A 19076-nucleotide genomic window follows, 5' to 3' on the forward strand; every position below is an offset into this window, starting at 1 on the left:
TAAGGAGGTTTTTCCATGGCGGTTCCTAAGAGAAGGACTTCCAACTGGAGAAGGGATCAAAGAAGGGCCCAAAATTTCTTTTCTAAGGTCAAGCCCAGAGCTTTGGCAGAGTGTCCAAACTGTGGAGAGTTAATTATGCCCCACAGAGTCTGTCCTTACTGCGGTTATTACAAAGGAAGGGAAGTTATAAGCATGCAATGAACAAAATCAGAATAGCAGTGGATTGTATGGGAGGGGATTATGCCCCCGAGGAAATAGTCAAAGGTTGTATTCTAGCTTATAAAGAGTTTGGCATAGAAAGTTATCTGGTAGGGGATAGGGATGCTATACTTCGTATACTTAAAAGGGAGGGAGTTAAAGAAAACGGTCTAAAAGTGGTGCATGCAGAGGATAAGGTTGAGATGAACGAGCCTGCTTCTGTGGTTTTGAAAAAAAAGAACTCTTCTCTTTACGTTGCAGGAATGCTCGTAAGAAGGGGGGAAGCAGACGGCTTGGTCTCTGCTGGAAATACGGGGGCAGTGCTAACGGTTGGGAAGTTTGTGGTAGGCGCTGAGGAAGAAGTAGAAAGACCCACCATAGGAGTAGTTTTACCCAACCCTGAGGGTAAAACTGTCCTTCTGGATGTGGGGGCAAACGTGGATTGTAAACCAAAACACCTTCTTCAGTTTGCCGTAATAGGACACACTTACGCAGAGGAAATACTGGGTATAAAAAATCCGAGGGTTGGACTGTTGAGCATAGGGGAAGAGGAGGGTAAAGGAAACGAGCTTGTAAAAGAAACCTATCCATTGCTAAAGGCTTCAAAGCTCAATTTTCTGGGTAACGCAGAGGGCAGGGATATATACGCTGGGACCTTTGATGTGATTGTGTGCGACGGTTTTGTGGGGAACGTAATACTCAAGGCGAGTGAAAGTTTAGGTTTTGCAGTTCTGCAAATGATAAAGGAAGAGGTCAAAAAGAGCCTTCTGGCAAGAATAGGCGCCCTTCTGATGAAGCCTGCACTGAACAACTTCAAAAAAAAGGCGGATTTTGCAGAATACGGGGGCATACCCCTTCTCGGTGCCAAAAAGCCCGTAATAATAACCCATGGTAGGGCAAACGCAAAGGCTATAAAAAATGCCATAAAGGTGGCCAACGAATTCCTAGTTCATCACCTTAACGAAAAACTAAGGGAAAACCTGGTAAAACTGATACCAGAAGAGGTTAAGGTCTAATGGGTATAACGCTTCAGGGTTTTGGCTTTTATGTTCCGCCAGATGTGCTAAGCAACTTCGACTTAGAGAAAATGGTTGATACTTCCGACGAGTGGATAACCAGCAGAACAGGTATAAAAGAAAGAAGAATAGCCAAAAACGAGACCCTTCTTGACATGGCCGAAAAAGCCAGTAGAATGGCTTTAGAAGATGCAAAAGTAGAGCCTGAGGATGTAGATGCCATAGTGTTTGCAACCATAACACCACACTTTACCTTCCCAGCTTCTGCCTGTCTATTACAAAATAGGCTTGGATGTAAGAATAGCTTTGCCTTTGATATTTCCGCAGCTTGCAGTGGTTTTCTGTATGGATTGGAGGTTGCCAAAGGTCTGATAATGGGAGGAAGTGCTAAGAAGGTTCTGTTGGTTGGTGCTGAAAAACTTTCAGAAATCATCAATTGGCAAGACAGGAGCACGTGTGTTCTCTTTGGTGATGGCGCAGGTGCGGTGCTTATTTCGTCGGAAGGGGAAGGGGAAATTTTAGCTTCCCTAATGAGGTCAGACGGAGAAGTATGGGATATACTTTACGCAGAAAAGTGCGGATACATAAGCATGAAAGGTAGAGAATTGTTTAAGCTGGCGGTTAGAAGCATGGAAGAAGTTTGTAGGCAAGTTGTGTCTATGGCAGGTCTTAGAGTGGAAGAGGTAGACTTGGTAATACCCCATCAGGCAAACATAAGAATAATGGAGGCTTTGGCGGAAAAGCTTGGCATTCCCATGCAAAAAGTTTATTCAAACATCCACAAATACGGTAATACCAGCGCCGCTTCCATTCCTATAGCTATGGCAGAAGCCTATCGGGAGGGTAAGCTTAAAAGGGGTGACAAGGTTTTGATGACAGCTATGGGTGGTGGTTTGACTTGGGGTGCTACACTGATAAAGTTTTGATGATAAAAGAGTTAGAAGGTAGGCTAATAGGCGCCTACAGGCACGTCAAACGTGTGGTTATAGACAGTAGGCAGGTCCAAGAGGGAGATCTTTTCGTAGCCCTAAAAGGTTCAAGACACGATGGACATGATTTTGTAGACGAAGCCTTTTCGAGAGGGGCTTATGGAGTCTTGGTGGAGAAAGAGGTAAAGGTGCCGGAAGGAAGGTTTGCCTTTGTAGTGAAAGATACTCTGTCTGCCCTAAGGATGCTGGCACTCAGAAAAAGAAAGACTTTTAGTGGAAAGGTTATAGCAGTAGCTGGTTCTGCGGGAAAGACCACCACAAAGGAGATGATATCCTTCTTGCTTTCAAAATTGGGGAAAGTTTGTAAAACACCAAAGAATCTAAACTCTCAGATAGGTGTCCCTCTGTCTGTGGTAAACTTTGACGAGGACTGTCAGTTTTGGGTGGTGGAGTTAGGAGCAAGCCAAAAAGGAGATGTGGCAAAGCTTGTTGATTTAGTAAAACCTCATGTAAGAGTAATCACCGCCATAGGGGAGGAGCACTTGGAGACCTTTGGTTGCTTGGACGACGTGATTATGGGAAACGGTGAGGTCTTTAAAGATATGGATCAGAACCATTTTGGCATCTGCCCTCATTATGTATCCCACTGTTATGAAATCCCAAACAAAATAACCTTTGGGGAAGGTTCCGATTTTTTTGCCGAAAACGTGTGCATAAACAAAGAAGGAGTTTTTTTTAGAGTAAGGGGGGAAGAGGTGTTTATTCCAATTCCAAGCTTAGCCGTAGTGGAGAATGCCCTTTGTAGCTTTGCAGTGCTCGAAAGCATTGGTCTTAATTGGAAAAGCTTTAAAGACTATCTTAAGAACTTCCACCCTGTAGAAGGCAGGTTCAAGACTTATCAGCTTGGTAAATGGTTTGTGATAGACGACTCTTACAACGCAAACCCACTGTCGGTTAAAAAGGCCTTACAGACCCTTTCAAAGTTTGAAGGTTTTAAAGTGGCAATCTTAGGGGATATGCTGGAGTTAGGAGAGGATTCTCAAAAGTATCACAGAGAGGTGGGAAAGTTATGTCACCAGCTTGGTATAGATTTTTGTCTCTTTTATGGGGAGCATATGAGATTTGCCTGGGAGGAGTGCATTAGTATGGGTTGCAAGGCTCAGTATTTCTCGGATATATTTTCATTGGTGGAGTCTTTAGAAGGATTTTTGTATGTAGAGGCTATAGTTCTTTTAAAGGGTTCAAGGGGGATGCGTCTCGAGAGAGTTTTGGAAGCCTTGGAGAATAAGAAATTTAGAATATAATAATATTACTATGTTAATAGTCCTCTTGCTAACCTTCAGCCTGCTTTGGGGTGGAGAGCTTAGGGTAGAAGATGCTGTCAAGCTTGCATTGGAAAACAACAAAGAGTTGAAGGCTTTACAGAGGGAAATAGAGGCTTCAAAGCTTGAACTAAGGTCTGCAAAGGGAGCTTACTATCCGCGTCTGAAGTTTGAGGAAACCTTCACGAGAACGGACATACCCGCCTATGTCTTTATGAGCAGGCTAAATCAGGAGCGCATAACTCTGCAAGACTTTGATCCAGGAAGGCTAAACAATCCAAAAGCAGCAAACAACTTTGAGACAAAGATAGGTTTGGAAGTACCCATATGGCTTGGTGGAAAACTTCAGGCAGCGGAAAAAATCGCAACTATAAATCTTTCCGTTATTAAAAGCGAATACGCACGCAAGAAAGAAGAGGTGGCCTTGAGGGTTTATCAAGCTTATTTGGACGCATCCCTCGCTAAAAGCGCTATCAACGTATGGGAACAGTCCCTAAAGGAAGCTTTGGAGCATCAAAGGTTAGCCCAGCAGATGTATGATGTGGGCATGGTTCTGCTTTCGGATGTATTCAGAGCAAAAGTGTATGTGGAGCAGGCAAGGGAAAGGCTTGATGGAGCTAAAAAAGATTACGCAGTTGCTAAAAAAGCTTTAGAACTTATGGTAGGCACTTCTCTTGGAGATTTTGAAGTAGAGGATTTAACAGAATGTCCTACGGTTGATACAAAAAACTTTCTTGAAATAGCCCTTCAAAAGAGGGAAGATCTGAAAGCCATGCAAAAAAGGTCAAAACTTTTTGACGAATATTACAGACTGGAGATGGCAAACAACCTTCCAAACATACATGCAGGAGCTTTTTATTTTCTAAACTCCAAAGATTATCCCCTTGGTGCAGACGGTAAGGGATACATGCTTACCGTTGGTCTTTCTTGGGCCTTTGACACAGGCCTTAGCACTTTCAACAGGGCAAAGACTCACCTTGAGAGGAAAAGGGCATTGGAAGAGAGGGTCGAAGGTTTAAAAGATCTGATTGCTTTTGAGTTAGAAAAGTCCAAAGCGGATTATGATAAATCTTTAAACGCCCTGGCTTCTGCAAGGGAGAGAGTGAAGGCAAGCAAGGAAGTGGTAAGGGTTATGGAAACAAGATACAAAAATGGCTTAGCTCGTATGGTAGATCTGTTGGATGCTCAAACTCAGTTAGATATGGCAAGGTTTGAAGAGCTCAAGGCAATGGTAGATTGTTGGAAGGCAGTAATTCAATTGGATTACTCAATGGGAACAATCTTGGAGGGTAGAAGATGAGAAGCTATATAAAGTATGCTCTATTTGCTTTGGTTTTAATACTGGGCATTTTGTGGCTTGGTGGTTTCTTTTTTAAAAAGATAACCACAGAGGAAGTAAAGCAGGAAGAAAAGGTAGTTCAGGGTTTGGAAATCGGTAAAGTGGAAAAGTTGGAACAGGGAGAGAGCGCCTACTTGGCTACTGTTGTGGCGGATAAGCGGGCGGAAATTTCAACCAAGCTAATGGGCAGTGTGATAAGCGTTAACGTAAAAGAAGGGGATTGCGTAGGGAAAGGAAGTTTGTTGGTGAGGATAGATGCCTCAGACATCCAATCTCAGGTGCAGGCTCTTGAAAAGCAGAAAGAACAGGCCGCTTTTGCTTACAAGTCAGCTTTGGCACATTACGAAGCAGTCAAAAAGACCTACGATAGATACTCCAAGCTTTTGAAGGAAGGTGCTGTAACCCAGCAAGAGTTTGACCAGATAAAGGCACAATTTGAATCTGCAGAAGCTCAGCTCAATCAGGCAATGGCAAGTATAAAGGCGGTAGAATTTCAGAAGAATGCGGTTGCTTCCAATCTGTCCTACGCAAACATAACCGCGCCTTTCTATGGATGCGTGGTTTCTAAGATGGTGGATGCGGGAGATCTAGCTGTTCCTGGCCAGCCTTTGATTGTCCTTGAGGGCAAACCCTACAAAGTAGAAGCCCACCTACCAGAAAGATTTATAGAAAGGATAAACGTGGGAGATAAACTTAAAGTGGCCGCAGGAGATAAGATTATTGAAGGTAAAGTGATAGAAAAGTCTGACGCAATAGATCCTATGAGCAGAACCTTTAGAGTAAAGCTTGTTGTCTCCTCCGATGGGCTGAGAAGTGGCATGCTGACAAAAGTTCTTATTCCAGAAACAAAGAGCGTGCTCTTGATTCCAAAGAGCGCACTGGTTAGACGTTTTGACTTTGTGGGAGTTTGGGTTGTTAGAGAGGATAGCACCTTAGAGCTAAGATTTGTAAAGCTTGGAGAGGAGGTAGGAGATAAGGTGGAGGTGATAAGCGGTCTTAAAGAGGGTGAAAGGATCGTGGTAGGTGGTGTTGAAAAGGCTTGCGAAGGTTGTAAGGCTGGAGGCTGAAAATGTATGGCCTTGCTGGTAGGTTAGCCAACTACTTTATAGATTCCAAACTAACCCCCATCTTGATAATTGTATCCTTAGCCTTAGGTTTATTTGCCATCATCACCACACCAAAAGAAGAAGAGCCGCAGATAGTGGTGCCCATGATAGACATTATGATCACTTACCCTGGGGCCACTCCCGAAGAGGTAGAGAGAAGGGTCGTAACACCCTTAGAAAAGAAACTTTGGGAACTAAGGGACATTGAATACATATACTCCTATGCCACCGAAGGTATGGCGGTGGTAACCGCCAGGTTCTACGTAGGCACAGATCCGGTAAAGGCTCTAGTAGATTTAAACACGAAGATGATGTCCGCAATGGACCTTGCTCCTCCTGGAGTGGTCCTACCACCCCTCATAAAACCAAAGTCCATAGACGATGTGCCCATACTAACTCTAACCCTTTGGGGTAAAAACTACGACTGGTATGACCTAAGGCGTATAGCAGCGAGCCTTGAGAATGAGATAAAGAAGATAGAAAGCGTGGCTGACGTGTTCATAGTTGGTGGCACACCAAGGGAGATAAGAATCATCTTAGATCCCAAAAAGTTAGAGTATTACAGAGTATCACCCTTACATGTGGCTAATGTGTTAAAAACCTCCAACGTGCAGATGCCCAGTGGAAGCCTTCTTAGGAACAACTACGAATACAGGGTGAGAACTGGTGTTTTCTTTGAGTCTAAAAAAGATGTGGAGAACGTACTAATTGGTATAGTTCAAGGAAGACCTGTTTATCTTAAAGACGTGGCTCAGGTTATAGATGGGCCTTCCGAAGCAAGGGATTACGTTCTTATGGGTTTTGGTCCAGCGGCGGGCGTCGGTGATGTAAAACCAGGCGAGCTTTATCCTGGGGTTACCATAGCTATTTCCAAAAGAAAGGGAACCAATGCCATAGACGTGGCAAATAAAGTTCTCAAACTGGTGGAGCACTTAAAAAATAACAAGCTTCCAAAGGATCTAAACATAGAAGTAACCAGAAATTACGGTAAGACGGCAAAGGAAAAATCGGACGATCTGCTTAAAAAACTGTTCATTGCCACCGCCTCCGTAGTACTTTTAATGGCGGTTACCCTGGGCTTTAAAGAGTCTATCGTAGTTGGCATCGCAGTACCAGTTACCCTTGCCTTAGCCCTTTTCATAAGCGAAATGCTCGGCTTTACCCTAAACAGGGTCACACTCTTTGCGCTGATATTTGCCATTGGTATTCTTGTGGATGACGCAATAGTGGTGGTTGAGAACATACACAGGTGGTTTGAGCTAAAACTGGCAAAGTATCCAAGGGAAGCCATAGTGAGGGCTACCGATGAAGTAGGAAATCCAACCATATTAGCTACCTTTACCGTTATAGCCGCCCTAATGCCCATGGCTTTTGTCACCGGTTTGATGGGTCCTTACATGAGACCCATACCTATAAATGCGTCGGTGGCTATGTTCTTTTCTCTGCTGGTTGCCTTTATGATTACCCCTTGGGCTGCTTATATATTTCTGAAAAATCAATTTGACAAAAAGGAGCACAAGGAAGTAAATCTTAAAGATACCAAATTTTGGAAGTTTTATGCCAGAATTATAACTCCTCTGTTGGCCAGCAAACCCAAAAGATATGCCTTCTACGGCTTTACCTTAGGCTTGATGGCTGTATCAATTGGATTACTTCTGACAAAAGCCGTTGTAGTTAAGATGCTGCCTTACGATAACAAAAGCGAGCTGCAGATAGTTATAGACATGCCAGAGGGCACTCCCAAAGAGAAAACTCTGGAAGTGGCAAAGGCTATAGGGGATTACATATCCAAACAGAGTATTGTTGTAAACTATCAGATATACGTAGGCACTTCCTCTCCTTTTAACTTCAACGGGCTTGTGAGACACTATTACCTAAGACAAAGTTCCAACTTGGCAGACATTCAGGTTAATCTGGTAGATAAAAAACTCAGGAAAGATCAATCCCACGACTTTGCAAAAAAGATAAGGCCAGCTGTTCACGAAATAGCAAAAAAGTATGGTGTAAAGTATGTGGCAGTGGTGGAGGTGCCCCCAGGTCCTCCGGTGCTTTCACCCATAGTGGCTGAGGTTTATGGCCCAGACCTGAAAGCTCAGGAAGAGGTAGCTCTAAAGGTGCTGGAAATATTCAAAAAGTCCGATTCTATAACCGATGAAGGGATTTACCTTAAAACCCCCCACAAAATGATCCTATTAAAAGCTAAGGAAGATACACTTAAACTTGTAGGTTTAACAAAGGAAGAGTTGGTCCATACTTTAACCGCCCTTATCGGTGGATACAGCGTGGGGCTTCTTCAGAACACAGACACAGAGCATACACATATAGTTGTTAAACTGGACGAAAAGTACAGAACGCCGGATTTACTGCTGACCTTAAAAATACCTACAAGGGATGGAAAGCTTGTTCCCCTTTCTGAACTGGTGGAAATCAAAGAAGTTGAAGCACCTCAAGACATATACCGCAAGAACCTGAGAAGGGTGATCTATGTAATAGGAGACTTAGCGGGCAGGGAAGAAGCACCCTTCTACGGCATATTAGATGTTAGAAAAGAAGTACTTTCTCTTTCAACTCTGTACGGAAAACCTCAGGAGCTGTGGATGAGCCTGCCACTTATAGAGGACAGCATATATATTAAGTGGGACGGGGAGATGCACATTACTCTGGAAGTCTTTAGGGATTTGGGACTTGCTTTTGGAGTGGCTCTGTTTGTTATGTACGTTCTCATTCTTGGGTGGTTTAAAGACTTTAAAATACCGGGCATCATAATGGCTCCCATACCTTTAACCTTGGTTGGTATTATTCCAGGCCATCTGCTAATGGGCGCATACTTTACTGCCACTTCTATGATAGGTTTTATAGCCCTTGCAGGAATAATAGTTAGAAATTCTATTCTACTTGTAGATTTTGCAGAGGAGAGGGTAAAAGAAGGCATACCCCCTCACTTAGCTGTTGTAGAGGCAGGAGTAGTCAGAACAAGGCCCATACTACTTACTGCCATAGCTATAATAGTGGGATCCTTTGTTATCATCTTTGACCCAATTTTCAACGGCCTTGCCATATCCCTGATATTTGGAACAATAGGATCTACTACCCTTACTTTGGTGCTTATACCAGTTATGTATTACGCCTCAAAGACAAAGTTTCTGGCAGATGCTCCCTCTGAGGAGGAAATATACAAGGATATACTAAAGTAGTTTATACTCTTATTTATGTACCTTTTAAGCAGACAAGCTATATACGATAGGCACAAAAATATTGTCTTCTGGGAGGTATTTTTGCGGCATGAGGAGACGGAAAGATATCCTCAAAACCTGGATCCATTAAATGCCACCAGTATTGCGATAAATTTATTAGTGGAATTAGGTATAGACAAGGTGGGCGGAGGAAAGTTGGTTTTTGTGAACGTCCCGGCCATATTTTTAGAAGCCTCTATGTTTGACCTCATATCACCAGAGCAAATAGGTATAGAACTGGTGGAAAACAAGAGTATAACAAACCAAACATACGAAGCTATAGGCATCTTACTTAAAAGGGGCTTTAAGTTTTGTATAGACGATTTTGGGTTTGAAAGGATAGATTATCTGCCAATTTTAAACAAAGCTCATTTTGTCAAGATAGATATCAAGAACAATCCTTACAATCTAATAGAGTTGAAGGAAGTAATATCCATACTCAAGAGTTTAAAAAAGGGTACTGTAGCCAAAAATATAGAGACTGAAGAAGACTACAAAATAGCAAAAGAGATTGGTTTTGACTACTTCCAAGGTAATTACCTATCAGCTCCAATCCTTTTGAAGGATACGAGGGTTATATCTTATCTTAAGAGCACTCTGTTCAAACTCTACAAGGCGATAAAAGAAGGTGATTTAAAACAAATAGCCTATATACTAGAACGAGACGTAGGGGCGGCATACAAGTTCTTAAAGTTTGCCAACTCTGCCTTGTTCCCCAAAGTAAGAAAAATAAGCACCTTAGAAGAAGCAATAGTTTATTTGGGTTTTGATAATATAGTTAAATTTGCCATAATTCTTGCCCTTTCTGAGATGTTTGCAGAGGGGAAGGAAAAGGAGTATTGGCAGAGAGCTCTTTACAGGGCAAGTCTATCGGAAAAGTTGGCGGAAATGTATTCCCCAGACCTAGAAAGAAAAGCTCACATAGCTGGCTTGTTCTCTTTATCTCGCGAAATCTTTGGACGTGAGCCGAAGGATGTGGCTTCAGAGTTGGGTCTAGACAAAGATATCCAGGACGCCTTTGAAAAAAAGTCCAACGAGATAAGCTTTATACTTTCGCTGGTTGAGCTGCTTGAGGATACCACAGATCCTAAGTTTATAGAGAAGGTTGCTAAAATTTTAAATACTACGCCGGAAAAGGTTCAATCAGCGATGGAAAAGGCAAGAGAAGAGTCGGAGGTTATTGTAGGAGAATTTTCCTAATCTGTGGCGTAGCTATGAAGCCCTGGGAAGAAAAGATTTATTGCAAAGAAACATATCAACACACTTATAAATCCAAAGATAAGTATCCATGCGCTTCTGGTCCCTCTCCAGCCAAGCATCTGCCTTGTGTGTAAGTATGCACCAAAGAAGAGCCAAACTATAAGAGACCAAACTTCCTTAGGGTCCCAGCTCCAATAACCACCCCAAGCCTCGTTAGCCCAGGCAGCACCAAGGATGATTGATGCGGTCCATATGGGAAATACTATAACTACCGATTTGTAAGCGATTTCATCCAGAATGTCCAAAGAAGGCAAGAAGCTTAAACTTGGGTATTTTTCTTTTAGCAGATAAAGAGTAGCACCGCCAAAGGCAACGGTAAAACCTGCATAACCAACAAAGGCAGTTATAACGTGCAGGTAGAGCCAATAGCTTCTCAGAGCTGGCATTAAAGGCACTATCTCTGCGTTCGCTTTTAAGATGGCAAAAAGAGACAATCCAAATACAATTGGTAGTACGAACAAACCTAAGAGCTTTACACCGTATTTTCTTTCTATGATTAAATATATCGCACCCGCTACAAAGCTCCAAAAGGTTAAAGCCTCAAACAGATTGGACCACGGTGGATGGAAAGCACCCATTTCGTAAGTCTGTATGCTTCTCCTTATCATACCGGTTAAGTTCAAAAGTAAGCCTAAGAAAAGTGTAACACTTGATGCGTGGTACAGTAACCCCTCCTTTGTTAGGAACACAGAAAGGTATAATAGGATGGAAAGCCCGTAAAGTATGGTAGCGGATTTATACCAAAAAGTATTATCGTAGGGAAGAAAGGAAAGTAGAACGCAGAGCACAAGCCCAAGGGCTAGGAATAACCAAAAACCTTGCCTACTTAGGAAACTGTCCTTTACTAACACATTTCTCATGCTTTTAAATATAAAACCTACTTCTGGGGTTGCACGTCAACTTTTATCTGAACCTCGACCTCAGGATGTAGTTTTATCTGCACTGTGTGTATTCCCACATCTCTTATTGGCCTATTAACCAATATTCTCTTCTTATCTATTTCAAACCCTTTCTCGCTGAGAGCTTTTGAAATCTCTGAGCTCGTTACCGAACCATAGAGTTTTCCCTTTTCCCCCACTGGATGCCTTATTTCCAAGATAAGCCCTTCTAGTTTCTTTGCCAAATCCAAAGCCCTTTCCTTTTCCTTTTGTAATTTTCTAAGCTTTTGGGTTATTATGCTGTTGACATGCTTTAGGTTTGATTCTGTGGCCGGGAGAGCTATGCCCCTGGGTATCAAATAGTTGCGCGCGAATCCATCCTTTACGTTTATCACGCTTCCTATATTCCCATATCCTTCCAATTCCTTAAGAAGCACTACCTTCATTTTTTACCTCCTCAGATGATCACGTAAGGAAGAAGACCCAACTGCCTTGCCCTTTTTATCTCTCTGGCTAGCATACGCTGATGTTTGGAACATATACCCGTTTGCCTTCTACCTATTATTTTACCCCTTTCGGAGATAAACTTGGCAAGCTCTTCGTAATTTTTGTATGATGGATCTTTCCCTTTTTCACAAAAATAACAACTCTTTTTTGCGGTCTTCTTTATCTCCATCTTAAAACCTCCTCAAAATGGTAACTCATCCTCTTCGTTAGAGAAGGGCTTTTCTTCAAAACTTTGCTCCATATCCTCAGGCAAAACCTCTTCTTCTATTGTTTCTTCCATCTTTGGCTTTCTTATTATCCTTACTGACTCTGCAATTATCCTTACTCTACTCTGATTCCTCCCCTCTTTATCTACCCATTTATCCTGAGAGAGTCTGCCCTCTATAACCACCGTATAACCTTTTGACAATCTGGTGCTCAGGCTTTCTGCCAGCTTTCCGTAAGCTCTTACGTCAAAGAAATGTGTTCTCTCTTTCCATCCTTCATTAACTCTTTGCCTTATATTGTATGCTATGGAGAATTCCGCCACCTGATTTCCAGAGGGAAGGTAATTTATAGTAGGATCTCGCACTAAATTCCCTATGATGATCACTTTGTTAAGCATGGGTAGCCACCTCTTTTTCGCTCACTTGGAAGTTTAACCATCTTATCACATCTTCGTTTATCTTGTAGTAAAAATCCAAGTCATTGGGTAGCTGGGTATTGCTTGACTTAATCTGAATGATAAAGTACCTTCCGCTGCTGAAGTGGTTTATTCTGTAAGCTAACTGCTTTAGTCCCCAATCTGTTAAGCTGAGTACCTCACCACCCTTTTTGGAGATGTAGTCCTTTATCTCCTGCACTCTCTTGCTTACTTCTTCTTCCGAAAGGGTGGGCTTTAGCACTACCACGCTTTCGTAGTATCTGGTTGTTTTATAATACCTCTTTGCCATAGCAACCTCCTGGTCTTTTTAGGTCCCCACTCCAAAGGTGGGAACGAGGCTTAAGTTTTTTATTTTATCACTTTTTAAACCTGCTTGCAAGTTCTTCCATGATCTGGTGCCATTTCAATCCTTTGACCACCAAGGCCAAAGTTAGATGGTATAAAAGGTCTGAAACCTCCATCGCTATTTGCTTTTGGTTTCCATTTTTCAGTGCTATCAGAGACTCTACTGCCTCTTCTCCGAATTTTTGAATAATCCTATCCTCTCCCTCTAAAAAAAGTTTTACCGTGTACGAACCTTCTGGTTTTTCTGTAAGACGTTGTTTTATAACTTCTTCAAGCCTGCCAAGTGTTTCGAAAGGTAAAAGCCTTTCTGTCTTTTTTCCATCTATGCCTCTAAAAAAGCAGTTTCTCTCCCCAGTGTGGCAAGCTCTGTTGAGCTCTTGCTCAATGACGTACAAAATAGCGTCTTCGTCGCAGTCTATTCTTACCTCAATTACTTTTTGCAGCTCCCCAGAGGTTTCCCCCTTTTTCCATACCTTCTCTCTTGACCTTGAGTAATAGTGGGCATAACCAGTTTGTAGCGTAAGCATTAGAGCTTCCTGATTTGCCCACGCAAACATCCTTATTTCCCCAGTCCTGTAGTCCTGTGCTATCACGGGCACAAGCCCTTCAGCGTTCCACTTTATGCTCTTTAAAAGCTCATCCGAATATGTCAATGGGTTCCTCTCTAAATTTTCCATCCACAAGCTCCCAGCTTTTGTAAGATACCACCTTTCCCTTGCTGACGGAAAGGATTATGTAAGAAAAACCTTCAAAGGCTCTCTCTTGGTCAAACTGGGAGGGCCTGTCGGGATGGTCTGGGTGGGAATGATACACACCTACAATTTCAAGCCCAAACTCCCTTGCTTTTTTTTCCGCTTTCAGGTAATCCTTTGGATCTATCTCGTATCTGTCGTTTTTTCTGTCTGGGTTTGCGTTGGGTGTTTCATAAGCTCCAAAGACAATTCTTAAGTCCTTTTCGTATTTACCAAGCAAGAGACCACAGGTTTCGTAAGGGTAATCCCTCTCTGCTTGGGCTATGATCTTTTGCACCGCAGAGTTTTTTATCCTCAGCATGGCTTTGGCGAACCTATCAGTAGCTCTGCTATCTGAACCGCGTTGGTTGCCGCACCTTTTCTTATGTTGTCTGCAACCACCCACATGGAAAGTCCCGGCTCAAAGACTAAATCCTTCCTTATCCTTCCTACAAAAACTTCGTCCTTTCCCGCTACATCTATAGGAACAGGATAGCCCTCTTCTACAAGCACCACACCCTTAGCTTTCTTGAGTAATTCCTTTGCTTCTTCGGGCTCTAACGGGGTTTTTAGCTTAACTGAAATGGCTTCTGAGTGTCCATAAAAGACAGGCACCCTCACTGTGGTGGCGCTTACCTTAATGTTAGGATCGTGCATAATCTTTCTTGTTTCATTGAGCATCTTCATCTCTTCCTTCGTGTATCCGTTTTCTGTAAATAGGTCTATCTGTGGGATTACGTTAAAGGCAATCCTCCTTGGTAGGTTTTTAACTTCTATTTCTTTCCCCTCGCACCAGGCTTTTGTTTGCTCCTCCAACTCCCTTATAGCCTTTGCACCTGCACCGGAAACAGATTGATAGGTAGATACAACTATGGCTTCTATTCCTGCTACGTCGTATATGGGTTTTAGGGCAACAACCATTTGTATGGTAGAACAGTTGGGGTTTGCAATTATGCCTTTGTGTTTTTCTGCATCCTCCGGATTGACCTCTGGCACTACCAGAGGCACCTCTGGGTCTAACCTCCAAGCGGAAGAATTATCTATAACAAGCACGCCATCTTTTGCAAACCTTGGAGCGTATTCTTTGCTTATTCCAGAGCCTGCAGAAAATAGAGCTATGTCTATACCTTTAAATGAACTTTGTTTGCTAAGGGCTTGGACTTTGAACTTTTCACCTCTAAAAATTAGCTCCGTTCCCTCTGACTTTTCCGAAGCAAAAAGGTAGAGATCGTCTACCGGGAAATTCCTTTCTTCCAAAACCCTTAAAAAAGTCCTTCCTACTTCTCCTGTGGCACCGACGATGGCAACTCTCATAGCTTATAATTTTAAGCTAAATGGACCTTTCTGTAGAGCTTTTTGGCATTAAATTTAAAAATCCCGTATGGGTGGCCTCCGGTACCTTTGGGTATGGATTGGAGGCTTTGGAGCTTTATGATGTCTCCAAGCTTGGTGCGGTTATTACAAAGGGCTTATCTTTGAAACCTCGCGTAGGGAACGAGCCGGGGCGCATAGCGGAAACCCCGTGTGGCATGTTAAACTCCATAGGCCTTCAAAACCCCGGAGTGGAAGAGTTCTTGAAAAAGATCTATCCGAGAATAGAGAAATTGGACACCCATTTTATAGCTAACGTTTTTGGGGAAACGGAAGAGGAGTATTTAGAAGTGTGCATGGCTTTGGAAGATGCAGATAAGATCGTGGCTTACGAGCTAAACGTTTCTTGTCCGAACGTAAAGAAAGGTGGGCTTGCCTTTGGACACGACCTGAAGGTTTTGGGTAATCTGGTAAGCAGGATCAAGGGAAAAGTTAAAAAGCCAGTGCTCGTAAAGCTATCTCCAAACACTGGGGAGGTGGTCCCCTTTGGCAGGGTATGCGTGGAAAACGGTGCGGATGGGTTGGTAGCCATAAACACCATAGTTGGGATGAAGATAGACATAAGAACAAAAAAACCTGTGCTATCTACGGTAAAGGGCGGGCTTTCTGGTCCAGCTATACTGCCCATTGCGGTTAGGATGGTTTGGGAGCTTTACCAAGCTTTTGGGAAGGAAATCCCGATTATAGGTGTGGGTGGGATATTTGACACCAGTTCTGCCTTGGAGCATATTTTGGCTGGAGCAAGCGCAGTGCAGGTGGGAACAGCAAACTTTTTTGATCCACTCAGCCCTCTAAATATCATTGAAGGTATATCCCAATACATGAAAGAGCAGGGTGTAGAAAACTTTAAACAACTTATAGGTTTGGCCAATCATGGATACCAAGTTGATAGATGCCCTTGTTAATTTGCTAAAAGGTGATTTAGTGCAGACTCACACCAGTTGGGTCATACTCACAGGAGAGTTTGTTTATAAGATAAAAAAACCCGTAAATTTTGGATTTTTGGACTACTCTACTTTGGAAAAGAGAAAGGAAAACTGCCAGAGGGAGGTGGATCTAAACAAAAGGCTCTGTCCGTGGATTTATCTGGGGGTGGTGCCTATAGTTAGATCTTCGGAAGGTTACAAATTAGGAGGAGAAGGACAAGTGGTGGAGTATGCGGTGAAGATGAGAAGAGTACCAGAGGAAAGGCTTATGAAAAATCTACTGGACAGTTTAACAACCGATCAGATAAGGGCTCTATCCAAGCACCTATGGAATTTCCATCAAAGGGCAGAAAGAAAGGATGAATTTGGTAGGCTGGAGGTGATGAAGTTTAACACCGATGAAAACTTCCTTCAGACAGAAAAATACGTGGGTATAACCATAGAGGAAGGGGACTATTTGTTTATCAGAAAAAAGACGGACGAGTTCTACGAACGCCACGCTTGCCTGTTTGAAAAGAGAATAAAGGATGGAAGAATAAGGGACGGGCATGGGGACATAAGGCTTGAGCACGTAGCTTTTTTAGATGAAGGAGTGTGTATATTTGACTGCATAGAGTTTAACGAAAGGTTCCGGTGTGGGGATGTCCTAAACGATATGTGTTTTCTCTCTATGGAGCTTGATTTCTACGGAAGGAGCGATTTGGCAGAGATTTACGAGGAGGAATACAAACGCCTGAGCAGGGACCCAGAGTTTGATATCTTTCTACCCTTTTTTAAATGCTACAGGGCATACGTGCGTGGAAAGGTGGAGTCTTTTATGTTAGACGATCCCAATCTTCCGGAAGATCTAAGGAGAGAGCACAGGGAAAGGGCAAGAAGGTTTTTTAAACTGAGTAGATACTACGCGGAGCAGATCAATCAAGCCACTTAAGAATTAGGCCAAAGCTTTCTTCTTTATTAATTTTTTCCCTTCCTTTCTTCCCTTTTCCTCTTGTTTCAATTTCAGAGTATTGTATTACCAACTCATTTTTTGGATCTATACGTTTAGCTCTATCAAAATAGATTTTTGCCTCATCATCTTTTTCCATAAATATCAAAATAAGGCCTATGCTTGCGTTTACTCTAGCTTCCCAAGTTCTGTCTGGAGTGTATCTTAACGCAATAGTAAGTCTGTTATAAGCGTCAGAGTAATAACCACACATGCCTTCTGCCACGCCTAACCAGTAGAGGGCTTCAAAGTTGTTAGGATTTTTAGCAAGGGCTTTGTTAAACTCTTGAATTGCTTTTCCACAATTACCCTTTCTGAGGTGTTTTTTCCCGTTTTCTACTGCTTTTTCTGAAGCCACTATTAAACCGGGTGGCCTGTGGGTCTGGGGCTCAGTTTTTATCTCTATCTTTTGCGTGCAAGAAAATGCAAAGAGAGAAAGCACGAGTATAACCAAGTTAAGCATTGAAGTAATAATATAAAAAAAACTTTAAGAATGCTATCACTCAGCGTATCCCCTACTTTCTAAAAATTTCTTGAAAATATTCATAGAAAGAAGTTCCCTTTCTCCAAAGGAATTGTTAAGACATTCGGTAAAATACTCCTCAAGTTCTTTCCTAGAATATCCACTTATATCTACTTTACCTTCTTTTAAATCTGTGTAAAACACTTTTAAAGATATAGAGACTAAGTTTTTTATAATCTCATCTAATTGATTTGGGGTGTCCGACCTTACTAAAAACAGGGCAAAGACAAAGGGGAGTTTATGCACCTTATACCACTCTTGAGCTAAATCATAGATATACGGATACTTACCCTGTTTTTTTGCTAAAAGGGCTTCATCTCCTATCAGTAAAAGGGCCTCTGCTTCCTTTCTGTTTTTGGTATATAACGGTCTTAGCTTATATACCTCTTCTAAAATGTAAAAACATAAATACTTAGAAGTTAAAGAAGCGGGGGTTAAATGGACTTTCTTTATCTCCTGGATGGGTTTTTTTGAGAGTATAGCCACAGAGCATACCTTTTCTTTTGAAGATATAGAAACATCAGGTATTATCCTGTATCTGTGGGGATGGAAGAGGTATTCTACAGAAGAAACTATCCCTGCTTGAATTTTTCCGATTCTGAGTAGATTTACCAGCTCAGAAGGATGGCCCTCTACGAGTTCAACCCTTGGGTCTTCAAACTTGTAAAAAAGAGGCAGCGTATTTAGATAAGATACCTTTCCAACCTTAAACATTAAACCTGTTTTGAAAGCTCTATAAATTTGAACAGTTTTTCCTTAGCTTTCCCGCTTTTTATTGATTCCTTTGCGATCTCTAATGCGGTTTGTTTATCCTCAGTCTTCCCCGATATCACTATTCCAAAGGTAGCATTTAAAAGGACCATATCAAAAGCTGGAGAGGGTTCTCCACTTAGCACGGATAAGACTATCTTCGCGCTCTCCTCCACGGACTTGACTCTTACATAGTCCAGCGGATAACGTCTAAAGCCCAGGTCTTCTGGAGTGAATTCATATATAAATATCTCGTTTCCCTTTATCTCCGCTATGGTAGTGGGTGCGGATATGGAAACTTCGTCAAGCCCATCTTTGCCATGAACCACCACTGCACTGATCACACCCAATCTTAAAAGTGTTCGAGCTATCTTTTCCACAAACTGGTCCGAAAACACGCCTAAGAGCTGTCTCTTTGCACCTGCTGGATTGGACAATGGACCTATAAGATTGAAAACAGACCTTATACCTACCTCCCTTCTTGGACCCACAACCCTTTTCATGGCAGGATGAAATATTGGAGCAAACATAAAGCCTATGCCGATCTCATCTATCATCTTCTTAACTTGCTGAGGACCCAAGTCTATCTTTGCTCCTAAGTGCTCCAAAAGGTCCGCGCTTCCGCTTTTGGAGGAAACAGACCTATTGCCGTGCTTTGCTACCTTTATGCCTGCCCCAGCCAAAACAAAAGCAGTTACCGTGGATACGTTAAAAGTTTCTGCCAAGTCTCCCCCAGTTCCGCAGGTGTCCACCAAGTTTTCTGGATCTTCCACCTCTACCTTTGTAGCCTTAGCTCTAAAAAAACTTGCTGCACCCTCAAGCTCTTCTACGGTTTCTCCCTTCATCTTCAGTCCCATCAAAAAAGCACCTATCTGAGCATCCGTCGCCCTACCCTCTGTGATATCCTCAAGCACTTGGATCATCTCCTCTTTGCTCAAATTCTCAAACTCAGAAATACGCTTCAAAACCTCACGCATAGCTAAAATTATAACCTCCCTTGACTTTTCACAA

Annotated in this window: 21 protein-coding genes; 10 read left to right on the forward strand and 11 right to left on the reverse strand. The window is 42.5% G+C overall.

The annotated features are described in order from the left end of the window. The first annotated feature begins 15 nt into the window (after window positions 1–15). The 8 genes from rpmF to V7P40_RS01125 are packed head-to-tail and all read left to right on the forward strand — an operon-like array spanning window position 16 to window position 10343. On the forward strand, window positions 16–201 hold the full coding sequence (rpmF, locus tag V7P40_RS01090; protein ID WP_333784119.1) for a 50S ribosomal protein L32: 186 nt from the start codon (window positions 16–18) through the stop codon (window positions 199–201). Next, window positions 198–1214, forward strand: coding sequence for a phosphate acyltransferase PlsX (plsX, locus tag V7P40_RS01095; RefSeq protein WP_333784120.1), 1017 nt, complete (start codon window positions 198–200; stop codon window positions 1212–1214). Before rpmF ends, plsX begins: the two co-directional genes overlap by 4 nt. Then, the gene (locus V7P40_RS01100; protein ID WP_333784121.1) at window positions 1214–2140 is read left to right on the forward strand and encodes a beta-ketoacyl-ACP synthase III; all 927 of its coding nucleotides are present in this window, start codon (window positions 1214–1216) and stop codon (window positions 2138–2140) included. The genes plsX and V7P40_RS01100 overlap by 1 nt, the downstream gene beginning before the upstream one ends. Beyond that, window positions 2140–3447, forward strand: a complete 1308-nt coding sequence (gene murF, locus V7P40_RS01105) for a UDP-N-acetylmuramoyl-tripeptide--D-alanyl-D-alanine ligase (RefSeq protein ID WP_333784122.1) — start codon at window positions 2140–2142, stop codon at window positions 3445–3447. The genes V7P40_RS01100 and murF overlap by 1 nt, the downstream gene beginning before the upstream one ends. A gap of 10 nt (window positions 3448–3457) precedes the next feature. Beyond that, a complete protein-coding gene (locus V7P40_RS01110; protein WP_333784123.1) occupies window positions 3458–4765 on the forward strand; it encodes a TolC family protein in 1308 nt (435 codons plus the stop codon). After that, complete coding sequence (locus V7P40_RS01115) at window positions 4762–5871, forward strand: efflux RND transporter periplasmic adaptor subunit (protein ID WP_333784124.1); 1110 nt, start codon at window positions 4762–4764, stop codon at window positions 5869–5871. The genes V7P40_RS01110 and V7P40_RS01115 overlap by 4 nt, the downstream gene beginning before the upstream one ends. A 2-nt stretch (window positions 5872–5873) precedes the next feature. Beyond that, entirely contained in the window at window positions 5874–9104 is a 3231-nt protein-coding gene (locus tag V7P40_RS01120; protein ID WP_333784125.1) for an efflux RND transporter permease subunit, read from the forward strand. A gap of 15 nt (window positions 9105–9119) precedes the next feature. Next, entirely contained in the window at window positions 9120–10343 is a 1224-nt protein-coding gene (locus V7P40_RS01125; protein WP_333784126.1) for an HDOD domain-containing protein, read from the forward strand. Here V7P40_RS01125 and ccsB read toward each other — a convergent pair. The 8 genes from ccsB to asd all read right to left on the reverse strand — a co-directional run bounded on the left by ccsB (window position 10340) and on the right by asd (window position 14821). Further along, window positions 10340–11263 (reverse strand): c-type cytochrome biogenesis protein CcsB, encoded by a 924-nt coding sequence (gene ccsB, locus V7P40_RS01130; protein ID WP_333784127.1) that lies wholly within the window; start codon window positions 11261–11263, stop codon window positions 10340–10342. The two genes, V7P40_RS01125 and ccsB, sit on opposite strands and share 4 nt — an antisense overlap. 17 nt (window positions 11264–11280) lie before the next feature. After that, entirely contained in the window at window positions 11281–11727 is a 447-nt protein-coding gene (gene rplI / locus V7P40_RS01135) for a 50S ribosomal protein L9 (protein ID WP_333784128.1), read from the reverse strand. Between the two features lie 11 nt (window positions 11728–11738). Next, on the reverse strand, window positions 11739–11957 hold the full coding sequence (gene rpsR, locus V7P40_RS01140) for a 30S ribosomal protein S18 (protein ID WP_333784129.1): 219 nt from the start codon (window positions 11955–11957) through the stop codon (window positions 11739–11741). A 12-nt stretch (window positions 11958–11969) separates the two neighbouring features. Beyond that, on the reverse strand, window positions 11970–12392 hold the full coding sequence (ssb, locus tag V7P40_RS01145) for a single-stranded DNA-binding protein (RefSeq protein WP_333784130.1): 423 nt from the start codon (window positions 12390–12392) through the stop codon (window positions 11970–11972). Further along, window positions 12385–12720, reverse strand: coding sequence for a 30S ribosomal protein S6 (gene rpsF / locus V7P40_RS01150; protein ID WP_333784131.1), 336 nt, complete (start codon window positions 12718–12720; stop codon window positions 12385–12387). Before rpsF ends, ssb begins: the two co-directional genes overlap by 8 nt. 67 nt (window positions 12721–12787) lie before the next feature. Continuing rightward, the gene (hisIE, locus tag V7P40_RS01155; RefSeq protein ID WP_333784132.1) at window positions 12788–13453 is read right to left on the reverse strand and encodes a bifunctional phosphoribosyl-AMP cyclohydrolase/phosphoribosyl-ATP diphosphatase HisIE; all 666 of its coding nucleotides are present in this window, start codon (window positions 13451–13453) and stop codon (window positions 12788–12790) included. Next, window positions 13413–13829, reverse strand: a complete 417-nt coding sequence (locus V7P40_RS01160; RefSeq protein WP_333784133.1) for a M67 family metallopeptidase — start codon at window positions 13827–13829, stop codon at window positions 13413–13415. The genes hisIE and V7P40_RS01160 overlap by 41 nt, the downstream gene beginning before the upstream one ends. Next, complete coding sequence (gene asd / locus V7P40_RS01165; protein WP_333784134.1) at window positions 13823–14821, reverse strand: aspartate-semialdehyde dehydrogenase; 999 nt, start codon at window positions 14819–14821, stop codon at window positions 13823–13825. Before asd ends, V7P40_RS01160 begins: the two co-directional genes overlap by 7 nt. A gap of 20 nt (window positions 14822–14841) precedes the next feature. Between asd and V7P40_RS01170 the strand changes: the two genes are divergently transcribed. Together V7P40_RS01170 and V7P40_RS01175 are read left to right on the forward strand one after the other, a co-directional pair. After that, window positions 14842–15783, forward strand: a complete 942-nt coding sequence (locus V7P40_RS01170) for a dihydroorotate dehydrogenase (RefSeq protein WP_333784135.1) — start codon at window positions 14842–14844, stop codon at window positions 15781–15783. Beyond that, window positions 15752–16735, forward strand: a complete 984-nt coding sequence (locus V7P40_RS01175; RefSeq protein WP_333784136.1) for a gluconokinase — start codon at window positions 15752–15754, stop codon at window positions 16733–16735. Before V7P40_RS01170 ends, V7P40_RS01175 begins: the two co-directional genes overlap by 32 nt. On the opposite strand, the gene V7P40_RS01180 is transcribed toward V7P40_RS01175, so the two are convergent. Genes V7P40_RS01180 through trpD form a run of 3 tightly spaced genes read right to left on the reverse strand, consistent with a single transcriptional unit; the run spans window position 16719 to window position 19042 of the window. Next, complete coding sequence (locus tag V7P40_RS01180) at window positions 16719–17255, reverse strand: tetratricopeptide repeat protein (RefSeq protein WP_333784137.1); 537 nt, start codon at window positions 17253–17255, stop codon at window positions 16719–16721. The genes V7P40_RS01175 and V7P40_RS01180 overlap by 17 nt on opposite strands. A 36-nt stretch (window positions 17256–17291) precedes the next feature. Continuing rightward, on the reverse strand, window positions 17292–18029 hold the full coding sequence (locus tag V7P40_RS01185; protein ID WP_333784138.1) for a menaquinone biosynthesis protein: 738 nt from the start codon (window positions 18027–18029) through the stop codon (window positions 17292–17294). Next, on the reverse strand, window positions 18029–19042 hold the full coding sequence (trpD, locus tag V7P40_RS01190) for an anthranilate phosphoribosyltransferase (protein ID WP_333784139.1): 1014 nt from the start codon (window positions 19040–19042) through the stop codon (window positions 18029–18031). Before trpD ends, V7P40_RS01185 begins: the two co-directional genes overlap by 1 nt. Window positions 19043–19076 lie beyond the last annotated feature (34 nt).

The sequence above is a fragment of the Thermocrinis sp. genome, assembly GCF_036781485.1.
Classification (GTDB): domain Bacteria; phylum Aquificota; class Aquificia; order Aquificales; family Aquificaceae; genus Thermocrinis.

Excerpts from the sequence above, each read along its gene's own strand:
- V7P40_RS01120 (WP_333784125.1), top strand. The coding sequence starts at position 5,874 with ATGTATGGCCTTGCTGGTAGGTTAGCCAACTACTTTATAGATTCCAAA.
- ssb (WP_333784130.1), bottom strand. The coding sequence starts at position 12,392 with ATGCTTAACAAAGTGATCATCATAGGGAATTTAGTGCGAGATCCTACT.
- V7P40_RS01170 (WP_333784135.1), top strand. The coding sequence starts at position 14,842 with ATGGACCTTTCTGTAGAGCTTTTTGGCATTAAATTTAAAAATCCCGTA.
- V7P40_RS01180 (WP_333784137.1), bottom strand. The coding sequence starts at position 17,255 with ATGCTTAACTTGGTTATACTCGTGCTTTCTCTCTTTGCATTTTCTTGC.
- trpD (WP_333784139.1), bottom strand. The coding sequence starts at position 19,042 with ATGCGTGAGGTTTTGAAGCGTATTTCTGAGTTTGAGAATTTGAGCAAA.
- hisIE (WP_333784132.1), bottom strand. The coding sequence starts at position 13,453 with ATGGAAAATTTAGAGAGGAACCCATTGACATATTCGGATGAGCTTTTA.
- V7P40_RS01125 (WP_333784126.1), top strand. The coding sequence starts at position 9,120 with ATGTACCTTTTAAGCAGACAAGCTATATACGATAGGCACAAAAATATT.
- plsX (WP_333784120.1), top strand. The coding sequence starts at position 198 with ATGAACAAAATCAGAATAGCAGTGGATTGTATGGGAGGGGATTATGCC.
- V7P40_RS01110 (WP_333784123.1), top strand. The coding sequence starts at position 3,458 with ATGTTAATAGTCCTCTTGCTAACCTTCAGCCTGCTTTGGGGTGGAGAG.
- V7P40_RS01100 (WP_333784121.1), top strand. The coding sequence starts at position 1,214 with ATGGGTATAACGCTTCAGGGTTTTGGCTTTTATGTTCCGCCAGATGTG.
- rpmF (WP_333784119.1), top strand. The coding sequence starts at position 16 with ATGGCGGTTCCTAAGAGAAGGACTTCCAACTGGAGAAGGGATCAAAGA.
- ccsB (WP_333784127.1), bottom strand. The coding sequence starts at position 11,263 with ATGAGAAATGTGTTAGTAAAGGACAGTTTCCTAAGTAGGCAAGGTTTT.
- V7P40_RS01185 (WP_333784138.1), bottom strand. The coding sequence starts at position 18,029 with ATGTTTAAGGTTGGAAAGGTATCTTATCTAAATACGCTGCCTCTTTTT.
- V7P40_RS01175 (WP_333784136.1), top strand. The coding sequence starts at position 15,752 with ATGGATACCAAGTTGATAGATGCCCTTGTTAATTTGCTAAAAGGTGAT.
- murF (WP_333784122.1), top strand. The coding sequence starts at position 2,140 with ATGATAAAAGAGTTAGAAGGTAGGCTAATAGGCGCCTACAGGCACGTC.
- asd (WP_333784134.1), bottom strand. The coding sequence starts at position 14,821 with ATGAGAGTTGCCATCGTCGGTGCCACAGGAGAAGTAGGAAGGACTTTT.
- V7P40_RS01160 (WP_333784133.1), bottom strand. The coding sequence starts at position 13,829 with ATGCTGAGGATAAAAAACTCTGCGGTGCAAAAGATCATAGCCCAAGCA.
- V7P40_RS01115 (WP_333784124.1), top strand. The coding sequence starts at position 4,762 with ATGAGAAGCTATATAAAGTATGCTCTATTTGCTTTGGTTTTAATACTG.
- rplI (WP_333784128.1), bottom strand. The coding sequence starts at position 11,727 with ATGAAGGTAGTGCTTCTTAAGGAATTGGAAGGATATGGGAATATAGGA.
- rpsR (WP_333784129.1), bottom strand. The coding sequence starts at position 11,957 with ATGGAGATAAAGAAGACCGCAAAAAAGAGTTGTTATTTTTGTGAAAAA.
- rpsF (WP_333784131.1), bottom strand. The coding sequence starts at position 12,720 with ATGGCAAAGAGGTATTATAAAACAACCAGATACTACGAAAGCGTGGTA.